Below are 13,014 nucleotides of genomic sequence, written 5' to 3' on the forward strand. Positions count from 1 at the left end.
GGCTGTCAAATAGACAACCGGACGTTTTTCTGTGTAGTGATGCTACTTAGCGCGCTAAATAACCACCATCTACCGGATAGTAACCTCCTGTTGCAAAACTAGCCTGCTCGGAAGCTAACCATGCCACTAAGCTAGCGACCTCCTCTGGTCTACCTAAACGCTGCATGGCATGCGCACTCGCTAAATATTTATGTTTGCTATCATCTTCATCACCTCCAATCAGTGGTGTCGAAATAAATCCCGGTCCTACCGCATTGATGCGTACACCTTTGGTACCGTACTCCCATGCTGCCGTTTTCGTTAAACCTACGACACCATGCTTGGCCGCTACATAAGCGGAAGAATTCGCAAAACCTACAGCTCCCAAAATAGAGGCCATATTGATAATGGAACCACCAACTTTCTCAATCTCTGGCAACTGGTAATGCATACCGTAGAACACACCATTCAAGTTAATGGCAATAACCTTATCCCACGATTCAATTTGATATTCGCCTACTGGAGCCGTCGGCCCACTAATACCGGCATTATTAACGGCAATATGAAGATGTCCAAAATTTTCAATAGCGGCATCAACAATACGCTTATTATCTTCAGCAGATGAAGCATCTGCCTTTACGAACAATACATTCCCCTCCCCCAAGCTATTCACTAACTCATGGCCGAGTTTGTCATTCAAATCTGCAATGACAACTTTAGCGCCTTCTTTCACAAAAAGCTCCACAATCGCTTTACCAATACCCGATGCTCCACCGGTAACAATAGCGACTTTATCTTTCAACTGTTTCATACTATTTTCCTTTTGGTTTATATACAATGTAAGCATAATAAACCGGTGGATTAGCGCGATAATAAGGCTATGACAGCAAGATGATTGTAAGCTGACAAAAACAAGATAATCTGTGACTTAGCTCACTTTTACGATGGTACGGAAGGTTAAATTTATCCGTGGTGTAGCTATTTTTGTGGTGGGTGGCAAACGATGTAACCAATGGTCTTGGGTTTCATCTTTCATGATTAATAAACTGCCATGAGCCAGTGGAAAAGAAACCGTTTCTTTGCTTTCTTTATGCTTAAAGGCAAACTTACGCTCCGCACCAAAAGTTAAGGAAGCGATAGCGCCATGTTTCTTTAAATCGCGCTCGCTATCACTATGCCAAGCCATGCCTTCGGAGCCATCATGGTATAGATTGCACAGGCATGCATTGAAAGTTTCCTGACAGCGTTCCTCCACAGCTTTCTTTATGGCAAGTAAAGGCTCTTCCCAAAGCAGCGCTGTTTTTTGTATCCCCGAATAGGTATATGAAAAAGGAATGTCACCATACCAAGCTACTTTACGTTTGGTAAAAAGATGTTTCCCAAAGATGACAGCCTCATCATTTTTCCACGCTAAGTCCGTAAACAAGGTTTGAAAATAAGCATCACTTTCTTCCTTCGTGAATAAAGTGCCATAATAGTTTACCGTCCCATCATAAGGAAGGTAATTTTTCTCGGTATCGAAATTATCGTCAAAAAGCTTCATTAGGAGTTTGTTCTTAGGTTTTCTTCATGAGCACCTTCCCAGCCTATCAACGCGGACTTGCGATTCACACCCCAGCGATAACCGCCTAAAAGACCAGAGCTCTGAATAACGCGATGGCAAGGGATTAAAAAAGCTACAGGATTTCTACCGATCGCATTACCAACGGCACGCGATGACTTATCATGATTTATTTGTTGCGCTATATGTTGATAGGTACTTAACTTGCCAGCAGGAATCTTCAATAGGGCTTCCCATACTTTAAGCTGAAAATCGGTACCACGCAAGTGCAGCTTAACCGTCGAGAGCTCCTGCCAATCTTTCGCGAAGAATGCCAAAACAGGTTGATGCAACGTATGCTCCGCTTCCACACAGTTGGCTTCAGGGTACATCTTTTGTAAAGCCGCCAAGGCGTCCCGTTCCTTTTCTTCAAAGGCCACATAGCATATCCCCTTCTCCGTTGATGCGACGAGCAATTCGCCAAACAAAGTCGGGTAATGGGCATAGCTTATCAGCAGGTTACGTCCTCCGTTTTTATACTCTGCAGGTGTCATTCCTTCGATTTGTACAAACATATCGTGCAAACGACTGGTGCTCGAAAGTCCGAGCTCATGCGTCGCATCAAACAGGCTCAACTGCTTGTCGGCTAGTAAATGCTTCGCATGATACAAATCTATGTATTGCAAAAATTTCTTCGGACTGGTACCTGCCCAATCTTGAAATAAACGTTGAAAATGATCGGGGCTAACATGAACATGTTCGGCGATTGTAGCCAATGAAGGCTGACGCTGATAATGCGTTTTCACAAAATCAATCGCGGCTTCAATCCGCTCATAGTTAAGCATATCTTGTGTTGTAAACATATACAAATATCCTTCCTTCGCCCCAATTAAAAAATCTGATTCTTGCGAACCTTTAGGCTTAATCTTTTTGTATGATTGCTAAAGCTTCGGCAACAACAAAATTGCTACCACCAATGAAAATTAAATCGCCTTCGGCATATGCAGCTTTCGCTGCCGCCAATGCGTCACCTATTGTTCTATACACATCGCCATGCATACCTAAATCTGCTGCTTGTGCCTTAAGCATATCGGCAGGCATTGCCCGCGGCATGGTAGGGCTACAGAAATAATAATTAGCATCATTGGGCAACAAAGGAAGCATATGGCTTAAATCTTTATCGCGCATAGCACCAATCACAACATGTAATCGCTTGAAAGTGGTTAATGCTAGGTTTTTCACCACCTCACGCACGCCATCTTCATTATGTCCTGTATCGCAGATGATTCGAGGTTCTTCAGATAGGGTTTGCCAACGGCCTTGCAAGCCTGTAGCCGTTTGCACAGCCTGTAAACCTGCTTGCACCTGGGCATCACTCAGCTTCCACCCTTGCGCACGCATCTCCTCTACAACCGTCAAGACACCGAGAATATTTTTCTGCTGGTAGGAACCCGCTAGGTCTAAGAACCACGTTTTAGTTTCTTTTGTGGCACGCTGCTCAATGGTAATTACCTGCCCTCCGTTTTCGCGTTCTACCTGTTTAACGGCTAAATGCTCGACAGCAAAACTTAAAGGAGCATCTAAAGAGGCTGCACGATCTGTAAATAAACTAGTCAATTTGGGATCATTCTCCGAAACAACAACCGGCGTATGTGCTTTGATGATACCAGCCTTTTCGAACGCTATCTCTTCCAAAGTATCGCCCAAAAGGTTCATATGGTCCATACCAATATTGGTAATCAAAGAGACTTCCGGCTGAATGATATTGGTGCTATCCAATCGTCCGCCCAGTCCTACTTCAATAATGGCAATATCCACCTTTTCTTTAGCGAAGTAATCGAAGGCCATCGCTACCGTTACCTCAAAGAAAGAAGGTTCTAAGGTTTCAATATAATCTTTATGCTGATTGATAAAAGCAACCACCTCAGCTTCTGGAATCATAGCGCCATTGATGCGGATACGTTCGCGGAAGTCTAGTAAGTGTGGTGAAGTATACAAAGCAGTCTTATAGCCCGCAGCCGCAAAAATAGATGCCAGCATGTGGGATGAAGAACCTTTACCGTTGGTTCCTGCAATATGTATACTTTTAAACTTTTGATGTGGGTTGTCAAGGACTTGACAAAATTGTAGGGTATTATCGACGTCTTTTTTGATGGCTGCCGCCCCATCACGCGTAAACATTGGTAATCGAGCATATAGATACTCGATTACCGCTGCATATGTATTCATCATGGATGTTTATCTTAATTTGAAGTTGAAAACGATCACGCCCGTTTGCGAATCAGGTGCATTAGGCAGTTGATTCAAGCGAGCGCCCATCACAGCACGTTCACATTTTTCGAGTAACGTACGACTAGAAATTGTCGTTCCTTTTACTCCGGCACGTGCATAGGTCACGACACCGCTTCTATTTACTTTAAATTCAACGGCTACACGTCCGGCTTGCTGTCCATCATCTTGCAGCGTAGGGCGCACTTCAAAGCGTCTGTTTGCAATAGTCAACATCATGTTGCCATCACCAGAACCACCTTCGCCATAGTTGCTCGCCAATGGATCACCTAGGGCACTACCTTGATTACCTGGCGTACTCCCCGTACCGTCGCCACTACCTAAACCGTCATTCTTCTTACCTTTATATAAGGCATTCGGATTAACAGCAGGCGTTGCATTTTTCTTTTCTACCGTCGCTACTTCAGCGTTGGCTTTCACTGGTTTCTCCTTCTTCGGCACTGCCGGTGCATCTTCAATATCTTGCGTAGCAACCACTTTATCGGTTACTTGCTGCGATGGTGTAGGCACTGGTGTCGTTTCAGGATCTATTTTATCGGGTTTCACATTATTAGCATTTTCATCAACCGATGGTTCATCAACGCTCATATAATCATCCCCCATTCCTTCGTCGGAGGTACCGTAATTAACAATAATTCCTCCCATACCGTACTGCGGAGTATCACCTCCGAAGACAATAAAAAAACCAATTAAAACCAATACACCCATTACCAAGGCTGAAATGCCAAAGGCTTTAGGTAGATTGTTTTCTTCTCGGGAAGCGTAATGCATAGTTACTATTTCTTTAAATCGTTACTCATATAGACTACTTTCTGGTACTAGCGTTTAAAAACGAAAACCTGAAAAATAACCTTATCCCTTTAATTAGTCTTTTTTAGGCTCTGTGGCTAATACCAATTTCACCTTATTTTTGTTGGCTACGTCCATTACAGAAATAACATTCTGAATTGGCACTGTGCTATCCGCATACAGCATAATGGTTAATTCCTCACCATTGCTTACTTGCGTCTGAATCAAAGGCTCCAGCTGCTCGTAGCTTACTGTTTGCTTATCCACATGGAAAGCCAAATCTGAGGTGATAGAAATTGTCATCGTTTTCTTAGCAACCGACTGCTCGCCAGCGCTTGATTTAGGCAATAACAATTTTACAACCTGCGGATTTGATACCGCAGAAGCCAACAAGAAGAATAGCATCAAGAAAAACATGATGTCATTCAATGCAGCTGTGTGCACCTCTGCGCTAGGTTTATGTCTTCTATTTCTTAAGTTCATGTGCTAATAGATTTTACATTTAAAAATGAAAAGATACCTTATACAAGGCTCTTTCAATTCAAAATTTAAGCGCCTGGCTCGTCTAATAAATCAATAAACTCTACCGCATCCGTTTCCATACGAAGGATAAGACGCTCTACCATCATGTTTAAAACATGGTAACCAATGTAGGCTAAGATACCGACAGTCAATCCACTTGCCGAGGCAATCATCTTCACGTATAAACCTCCAGATACAGCACCGATATCGATACCACCTGCAACCTCTACATCACGGAAAATAAGAATTACCCCGAAGATCGTTCCTACGAATCCCAACATCGGCGCAATACCAGCTACGATACCTAAGATGTTAATATTTTTCTCCAATTTGGAAACTTCCAATTTACCAGCGTTCTCAATGGCACCTTCGATATCTTTAATCGGGCGACCAACGCGGCTTAAACCTTTTTGCAACATGCGCGACAAAGCGGAATTACTAGAGCGACATACTGCGATAGCAGCATCTAAGCGACCAGACAACACGTTACTTTTAATCTGCGCCATCAAGTTAGAATCTGAACGTGATGCCTTACGAATGGTGATATACCGCTCAAAGAAAATAACTAAAGCCAAAAACAATAGGAAAATGATAGGAATCATAATCCATCCACCTTTCATCAGGATCTGAATCAAATTAAGATTATCATCAGTTGTCGCTAGCGCAACCGCTTGCTGTTGAACGGAATTTAAAGAGTCTACTGTAACAGTTTCTTGCATAAATGACATAGTCGTTTGTAATAATATAGGGTTGTTGTTATTTGTTTATTTTATCCTGCCACGCATCTTTGATGATATGTTTCTTCACATAAATCGCCGCTGAGTCTACTTGGTCTTTGGTTTCATACGAATCCCAAATTACTTTTTTCTTATTTTTTGCTAAGTTGCTCGGCACGACACGTACATGCGGATAACCGGCTTTATTGTACGATTCTGCTTGCGTGTATGCTTGTGCTAATGTCGCGTGTGTTCCAATAACCAATTGCCATTCATGTTTCGGGTTGGTCTTGAAAGTCTCTTCTTTAACTTCTGGTTTTTCCGTTTTCACGCTATCTACCTGTACGCTGTCTACGGCTGCATGGTTCATATCTGCAGAGTCTGCTTCAAGAACCACAGTCGCTGTGTCCACTAGTGGCACCTCCAAAGCAGTGGTATCCGCAGGAACATTAGCTGGGAACAGCTGGATGTTGTTGTTCATCACGTACAAACCGCCCATCACGCCCAATCCAACAAGGATAAGCAAGATGTACCAAATGGTATTAGACTTCTTGCGGGTTTCAAATTCTTCCTCTTCGAAAGGCTCTTCTTCCGCTGCCGCGGGAATGTCGGCTGGCTGTGCTACCGGCGTTTCGGCAACGATAGAGGTCGCTTCTGCCGGAGCCGCTTCTACATCCGCCGCAGGCGAAGTCTCTACATTATCGATAAGTAAAGATTCAAAAGCAGGATTTTCAGCTATCACGACAGGCTCTTCCTCAGGTGGTACTTCCGCTACAGGAGCTTCTTCCCTAGCCTCAATGAAGATATCCCCGACAAATGGAGGCTCAATAGTAGGTTCCTCCTCTTTTATACATGCTGGATTAACAGCAACAGCCTCCAAATGGAAACCTGAAAGGTCGAGCGGTTTAAACACATAGGCTTCTCCGTAGCTCACTAGATAACCGAGGTCATCTAACTTTACTTGCCCCTCTTCAGTAATATGCTGCTTTATGATAGTGACCGCTTGGCTGACTTGATTGTCAGCCTCCGTGCGTTCAATTTCGTTTAACTGTTGAATGTACTGGATAAAATCGTAGCCCTCCAAACTTGCTTGATCAAAATCAAGATAAGCAATAGGCGGAAGATAGACGTTGTTCTTCTCGTCAAATGCGGAAGAGGTCAGGTTTCTTTTAAAAGAACCAAGACCTTTCACATAGACTTTCGTCTGTCTTTTTAAGAGGTTAAATACGTTTCTACCTAAATTCATTCAATTGTAATAATATGCAAATTTATAATCTTCTACGCTTAAAATGAAAAATTTAAGCCACCAATAAGATTAAAGCCCAATTTAGGGTAATACATGTATGTTTGATATTCTTTATTGAAGATGTTATTTGCTTTCACAAAGATGCCTAATTGTTTAGTCGCTTTGTATTCCGCGCCAGCGCTCAAGTCGAAGAACGAAGGAACATCACGCTTCACATAAGGTGTCTGAATAGTTACAGGCGTTGTTGAAGCATCATAGTTGTATACTTTCGCTTTAGACACTCCGTGGAATAACGCCTCTGCATCGATATACAATTTCTCCGATAGCGTAAAACGTGCATTAGCCGCCAACCTCATTTTTGGTGTGTGCCATGCTTCTTCCTCTTGAGCAGTAGTATACTGATCGATATTCAAACGACCGCCTAAGTTAACTAACTCCGATAAACGAATGTTAATTTCACCTTCTAAGCCAACATGTTTCGTTGATTTATCGCCGTTACCATCGTATACCAAGTCAAAAAGGAATGGTTTATCCATGTTGTTCACAAACAAAGGCATACCTTCTAGTTTACGGTAAATAGCTTTCACCTTGTAGCCGAAAGTAGCACCAGCATTACCTTTAATACCTCCGAAGAAGCTCAAACGCTCTACCATATTTTGGATGGTTTGGTCTGGCCCTAAGAAAGGATTTTGACGTGCAAAATCACGGTAAGATGCTTTTTTAACCGAGCCGTTCACTCCCCCGAAAATATGTAAATATTCGGGCGCTAAAGCAAAGTCAAGTTCCGCAGCAGGGAACACATTAAAACTTGTGCTATCACCAAACTCAGGAATTAAATTAGCACCTAAAGTCAAGTTATAGTTGTCGCCTTTGAAACGGATATACGGATTGATTACCGCTAAAGAGTTTTTCGTTGTTCCTTTTTTCGTACCATCTACGGTATTTAAATCAGCACTCAAATTAACTCCTATATTAAAAGCACGTACACGCTTGTTCAAGAAAGCAGATATCGCTACGGATGTTTCTTTGGCTTTATAATTATCCGAGAAAGTATAAGCATCCAATTTAGCGGAGTAGCTTAATGCCTCTTCATTTTTAGGGTCGTAATTACTCTTTAACTCACCTGTAAAATAGATATCGTTGAATGTCTGCTTATCTGGCGTAGGGTTCAACAAGGTTGTTTTATCTATAGCATAAGGAATACCATAGAAATTCGTCGCATAGCGATTGTAACCGATTAATCCATCTACGGTAAACATAGGGAATATACGACTTCCAAATACGCCTACCTCTTGTTTAGAGAATTTCTGCTGATTAAGGCTTCCTTTTTGGCTTAGGTGTTTCACAAAACCACCGACACGCATATCTTCATAGGCATCGTAGGAGAAATATCCTTCACCAAGCAGGGTATTCAAGTTGCCCAATCCAAATTTCACATAGTTGCTATTTGGATCTTGCCAAGCGACAAAAGGAGTTTCTTGAACATTCAGTTCTTTCAAACCAGTGTTGATATCCAACTTTTTATCAGGCACATTTCCGTAGCTAAGCTTCGGCATGTAGCTGCGTTTATTCGTCATGTCTGGGCTACGGCGAATTTTTACCGCATCCGCAAGAAGAGGCTTATAATCACGAACTACATCAAAAGAATCAATGGTTACCGGTTTTTCAGGCGTTACCTGAGCACTAGCTTCAAACCCAAAACCAAGCAACAAGGCCACGGTGGCGTAATTCTTAAATACTGTTTTATGCAATTTCATCGTTCTTCCTATTCTTGTTATTTAAGTTTGTCTAATCGTGCCTTTGCTTCTTTCAACACGTCATCTTTTTTATTGTCGTAGTTCGACATCACACTCTCTAGTGTGGACTTCGCTTGGAACTTATCACCTTTTCCAAGGTAAGCATCAGCCATTATGATAAATCCTTTAGCTACCCAATAATCATACGAAGAGAAGTTATTAGAAATATCAAACGCCGACTCGATTGCTTTGTCATATTGCTTAGCTTTCAGCTGTTGGTCCGCCACGCGGTAACGTGCCTCAGCACCAATAATCGTTTTGCTCTTCAAGGCCGCCAAGTTGAACTCTTTTAATGCATCAGCCGACTTGTTGGTTGCTGCATAAGCTTTACCGGAGTATAAGTGTGCTAAAGCGATATCCTCTTCCGAAGACTTACTATTTTCTTTCACCAATTTGGCATAGTTCTGTGTTTCCACGAAATCACCAATATTGAAGTAACAGATTAATAAATTATTGATAGCGAAGCCATAGTTAGACTTGTACTCAGAAGTAAGCTCTAGTTTTTTCAACACTTGAGTTGCTTCGTTATATGCTTTCTTGTTTAAGTGCAATTTAGCAACGCTCAACAATGTCTGCTCCGTATAAGCACTCGTCCAATCATTCATAATGATATTGAAATCGTGCAAAGCATCGTTATCCTGACCTAGTTTAGCATAACTCTCTCCACGGATGAAACGAGCATGCTTCTCATTGATTGGTTTCGGAAATTTATCGAAATAAGCGTTTACCGCTTCTACAGCTCCTTGGAAATTACCACGATCGAATAATGTTTTCGCTACGCTGAAGCTATGTCCATCTTGTTGTGCTGTACTTAAGTCACCAATATTTGTGCTTGTCGCATAACGGATATAACCTGTTGCATCGCCTTTATCTAAGTAGATATTCTCGATGGAACGCATCGCTTGTTTTGCTTCGTCGGTTGTTGCATATTGATCAACAACACGCTGGAAGGTTTTCAAAGCGGCATCGTTGTCGTCTTTATTATATTGTACAAGACCAATCGTAACTAAGGCACGTGGAACGTAGCTGCTACGTGGATATTGCTCAATCATTTTCTGTAAACCTGAAATCGCTGCATCATGGTTACCCATCATAAAGTACGTATAAGGAACCTCGAAAGCTACGTCATCGGCATAGTTTGATTTCGGGAACATACGCACCACAGACTGTAAAGTAGCGATCTTTCCGTTGCTATCACCTTGCAAACCTTGAATGATACCACGTTGGAATAAGGCATAATCTTGACTCGCTGCTTTTGCGCTGATAAGACGGTTGTATTGCTCTAAAGCTTTACCGTAGTTTTTCATTCCGAAGTATGAATCGGCTAAACGTGCGACAGCGTCATTACGTGTATTCACTTCCAAACCGTCCTTACCACCACTTGCTAGGAAACGCTCAAAGTAGTTCGCTGCTGTGCTGTAACGGTCATTACGGAATGCTGCATACGCCAAAGCGTAGTTTGCGTAGCTATACACATCGGTATTACGTGCTGCAGGCAACTGTAGGAACTTATTGAAGTTCGTTACCGCTTCGCCATACTTACGTACTTCATACATAGCTTCTGCTTTCCAATACGTAGAAAGGGCAAAAATTTCCTCATCGTTACGGTTCGCTTCGGAACGCATAAACATAGAGATAGCATTCTCAAAAGCACGCTCGTTATAGAACTCCAAACCACGGTAGTAGGTTACCTTCTGGTAGGCTGTGTTTGCTTCTTTACCACGCTTGCCGATACTCTCTAGAATATCTACCGCAGCACGGTAATTTTTAGTACTCAATAATACTTCGGCTAATAAGGTTTTAGCCTCTTCAGAACGTTTCGTATTTGGATAAGTATCTAAATATTCTTGTGTAGCTTCTAGGGCTACTTGGTGGAACTCTAATTCGTAAGAAAGCTTCGCATAGTTGAACAAACCTTCTTCCTTCAATTGCGGATCGAAATCCAATTTTGAAGCACGGAAGAATGCATTACGCGCACTCTGCTTATTCCCAGTTTTTAGGAAGGAATCACCCAACGTAATCATCGCACTCTGGAAGTACGCATCAGGCTCTGTTAATTTTTCTAACTCTTGGATAGCTTTCGGATAGTCGCCCAATTTGTAAGCGATGTAACCAATTTGGTAGCTATCTTGGTTATTTTGCGTTTTCCCTTGATCTTGCGCTTGGAACTTATCGTAGAAGTTTTTCGACTTCTGTAAGTCTCCCTTGATAAAGTAAGTAGCAGCTACCACACGGAACATTTCTGTTTCATGCTCTTGTTTCGTACGATCCAAGATTGGCAACGCATAGCTTAACACATCATCGTAACGCTTATCTAAGAAATATAAAGCCGTGATGTAATACGGATAGCTATTTTCATAAGTCTTCGACCCATTCAAACGCTCAAACTCATTCAAGGCTGTTTTATATTCTTGATTTAAGTAACATAAGTAAGCGTAGTAGTAGATTGATGCTTCTTGAAAAACACCAGACTCGTCTTTCAAACGCTCAAAAAGAGGCTTTGAAGAAGTGTAATCACCTGTCATAAATTGAGCGTAACCCAACTTAAAACGGTATTCTCTATTTTCAGCTCCCGCTAAATTTTTACTATCTATTTTTTGAAACCACTCAATGGCTTTAGGGTAATCTTTCTTCGCGTAGTAGGACTTTCCAATTTGGAAATATGCAGCTTTCGCATTTGCGCTTGCTGGGTAATCTTTAATATATTTCAAAAAGCCTGCTTCAGCATTTGAATCGCCCAGCTCCAATGCACAAATAGCTTGATAATAGCGTACATTCTCCTTGATCAGCGTTAACTCTTCGGTTTCATCTAGCTGTAATGTAGATTTCGTCCGTAAGCTTTCAACTCGATCAAATTGCTTTGCTGCCGAGCTGTATTTCCCACGCTCAAACAACTCCATTCCCGTCTTGTAGGCGTTGTTGATTTGTTGCCATGCTGTTTCCTGTGCAAAAGCAGCAGAACCCATCAAACTTAATGCAACACCGACCCCATAAACTTTTTTATACATGCTATGTGTTAAGTAAAAGTGAAAACTCAATATATCTTCAACGTACTAAATTAAAACTAAAGTTCCATGTTTTCCTCAAAAGTTCTTAACATCTGTTAAAAACCATAAGTATAACGTCTTTTTTACAAAAAAAATATGCCTGACTGTTAAAGCCAAGCATATTTTTTCATAAACCCGCTGTAGACTAGCCGCGTTGACCAGCCAATAAATAGAGAACTGCCATACGCACAGCGACTCCATTTTCTACTTGGTCTAAAATAATCGCTTGTTTACTATCCGCTACATCGGAAGTTATCTCCACACCGCGGTTGATTGGACCTGGGTGCATCACAATAATCTCTTTATCGAGGTTATCTAAAATCTCTTTATTTAATCCGTAAAGCATGGAATATTCACGCAATGATGGAAAATAAGCAATATCTTGACGCTCTAACTGGATGCGCAACATGTTGGCTACATCACACCAGTTTAAAGCCTTCATCAAGTCGTGTTCCACACGTACACCTAAAGATTTTATATATTTAGGAATCAACGTTGTCGGCCCACAAACCATCACCTCCGCTCCTTGCTTTTGCAAGCATAGAATATTAGAAAGTGCTACACGCGAGTGCAAAACATCACCTATAATCGCTACTTTCTTGCCGGCCAAATCACCTAGGCGCTCACGGATAGAGAATGAATCTAATAACGCTTGCGTAGGGTGCTCATGCGCTCCATCGCCCGCATTGACAATCTGCGCATCAACATGACGGCTTAAGAAAACTCCCGCCCCTGCATAAGGGTGGCGCATCACAATCATATCTACTTTCATCGCTAAGATATTGTTGACCGTATCGATCAACGTTTCTCCTTTACTCACCGACGAGGATGAAGCTGCGAAATTGACGATATCCGCCGATAGGCGTTTCTCGGCCAATTCAAAAGAAAGACGTGTACGTGTAGAATTTTCAAAAAATACGTTGGCAATCGTAATGTCCCGTAAGGAAGGGACTTTCTTTATCGGTCGATTAAGTACTTCTTTAAAGTTAGCAGCCGTATCCAGAATCAACTGAATATCGTTCTCGTTCAAATCTTTTATGCCTAAAAGATGTCTCGTACTAAGCTGCTCGGTTGTTGTTGACATGGTTAT

Annotated in this window: 11 protein-coding genes; all 11 read right to left on the bottom strand. The window is 41.9% G+C overall.

The genetic code is table 11. The annotated features are described in order from the left end of the window. Positions 1 to 46: 46 nt before the first annotated feature. The gene (locus tag WH223_RS07125; RefSeq protein ID WP_340046854.1) at positions 47 to 790 is read right to left on the bottom strand and encodes an SDR family NAD(P)-dependent oxidoreductase; all 744 of its coding nucleotides are present in this window, start codon (positions 788 to 790) and stop codon (positions 47 to 49) included. 117 nt (positions 791 to 907) lie between these two features. Further along, positions 908 to 1,522, bottom strand: coding sequence for an alpha-ketoglutarate-dependent dioxygenase AlkB family protein (locus tag WH223_RS07130; RefSeq protein ID WP_340046855.1), 615 nt, complete (start codon positions 1,520 to 1,522; stop codon positions 908 to 910). Beyond that, entirely contained in the window at positions 1,522 to 2,382 is an 861-nt protein-coding gene (locus WH223_RS07135; RefSeq protein WP_340046856.1) for a methylated-DNA--[protein]-cysteine S-methyltransferase, read from the bottom strand. Before WH223_RS07135 ends, WH223_RS07130 begins: the two co-directional genes overlap by 1 nt. A gap of 58 nt (positions 2,383 to 2,440) precedes the next feature. After that, positions 2,441 to 3,751, bottom strand: a complete 1,311-nt coding sequence (locus tag WH223_RS07140) for a bifunctional folylpolyglutamate synthase/dihydrofolate synthase (protein ID WP_340046857.1) — start codon at positions 3,749 to 3,751, stop codon at positions 2,441 to 2,443. 6 nt (positions 3,752 to 3,757) lie between these two features. After that, positions 3,758 to 4,579: an energy transducer TonB gene (locus WH223_RS07145; RefSeq protein WP_340046859.1), complete on the bottom strand. Its 822-nt coding sequence runs from the start codon at positions 4,577 to 4,579 to the stop codon at positions 3,758 to 3,760. A gap of 93 nt (positions 4,580 to 4,672) precedes the next feature. After that, positions 4,673 to 5,080 carry an ExbD/TolR family protein gene (locus tag WH223_RS07150; protein ID WP_340046861.1) on the bottom strand — a complete coding sequence of 136 codons (408 nt, stop codon included), beginning with the start codon at positions 5,078 to 5,080 and terminating at the stop codon, positions 4,673 to 4,675. Positions 5,081 to 5,145: 65 nt separating this feature from the next. Then, the gene (locus WH223_RS07155) at positions 5,146 to 5,847 is read right to left on the bottom strand and encodes a MotA/TolQ/ExbB proton channel family protein (protein WP_340046862.1); all 702 of its coding nucleotides are present in this window, start codon (positions 5,845 to 5,847) and stop codon (positions 5,146 to 5,148) included. A 28-nt stretch (positions 5,848 to 5,875) separates the two neighbouring features. Continuing rightward, positions 5,876 to 7,081, bottom strand: a complete 1,206-nt coding sequence (locus WH223_RS07160) for a hypothetical protein (protein WP_340046863.1) — start codon at positions 7,079 to 7,081, stop codon at positions 5,876 to 5,878. A 38-nt stretch (positions 7,082 to 7,119) separates the two neighbouring features. After that, positions 7,120 to 8,838: a hypothetical protein gene (locus WH223_RS07165; RefSeq protein ID WP_340046864.1), complete on the bottom strand. Its 1,719-nt coding sequence runs from the start codon at positions 8,836 to 8,838 to the stop codon at positions 7,120 to 7,122. A gap of 17 nt (positions 8,839 to 8,855) precedes the next feature. After that, positions 8,856 to 11,885: a tetratricopeptide repeat protein gene (locus WH223_RS07170; protein ID WP_340046865.1), complete on the bottom strand. Its 3,030-nt coding sequence runs from the start codon at positions 11,883 to 11,885 to the stop codon at positions 8,856 to 8,858. 184 nt (positions 11,886 to 12,069) lie between these two features. Next, positions 12,070 to 13,008, bottom strand: a complete 939-nt coding sequence (locus WH223_RS07175; protein ID WP_340046866.1) for an aspartate carbamoyltransferase catalytic subunit — start codon at positions 13,006 to 13,008, stop codon at positions 12,070 to 12,072. Positions 13,009 to 13,014: the final 6 nt, after the last annotated feature.

The sequence above is a fragment of the Sphingobacterium sp. MYb382 genome (assembly GCF_037572665.1).
Taxonomy (GTDB): Bacteria; Bacteroidota; Bacteroidia; order Sphingobacteriales; family Sphingobacteriaceae; genus Sphingobacterium.

Excerpts from the sequence above, each read along its gene's own strand:
- WH223_RS07125 (WP_340046854.1), bottom strand. The coding sequence starts at position 790 with ATGAAACAGTTGAAAGATAAAGTCGCTATTGTTACCGGTGGAGCATCG.
- WH223_RS07130 (WP_340046855.1), bottom strand. The coding sequence starts at position 1,522 with ATGAAGCTTTTTGACGATAATTTCGATACCGAGAAAAATTACCTTCCT.
- WH223_RS07135 (WP_340046856.1), bottom strand. The coding sequence starts at position 2,382 with ATGTTTACAACACAAGATATGCTTAACTATGAGCGGATTGAAGCCGCG.
- WH223_RS07140 (WP_340046857.1), bottom strand. The coding sequence starts at position 3,751 with ATGATGAATACATATGCAGCGGTAATCGAGTATCTATATGCTCGATTA.
- WH223_RS07145 (WP_340046859.1), bottom strand. The coding sequence starts at position 4,579 with ATGCATTACGCTTCCCGAGAAGAAAACAATCTACCTAAAGCCTTTGGC.
- WH223_RS07150 (WP_340046861.1), bottom strand. The coding sequence starts at position 5,080 with ATGAACTTAAGAAATAGAAGACATAAACCTAGCGCAGAGGTGCACACA.
- WH223_RS07155 (WP_340046862.1), bottom strand. The coding sequence starts at position 5,847 with ATGTCATTTATGCAAGAAACTGTTACAGTAGACTCTTTAAATTCCGTT.
- WH223_RS07160 (WP_340046863.1), bottom strand. The coding sequence starts at position 7,081 with ATGAATTTAGGTAGAAACGTATTTAACCTCTTAAAAAGACAGACGAAA.
- WH223_RS07165 (WP_340046864.1), bottom strand. The coding sequence starts at position 8,838 with ATGAAATTGCATAAAACAGTATTTAAGAATTACGCCACCGTGGCCTTG.
- WH223_RS07170 (WP_340046865.1), bottom strand. The coding sequence starts at position 11,885 with ATGTATAAAAAAGTTTATGGGGTCGGTGTTGCATTAAGTTTGATGGGT.
- WH223_RS07175 (WP_340046866.1), bottom strand. The coding sequence starts at position 13,008 with ATGTCAACAACAACCGAGCAGCTTAGTACGAGACATCTTTTAGGCATA.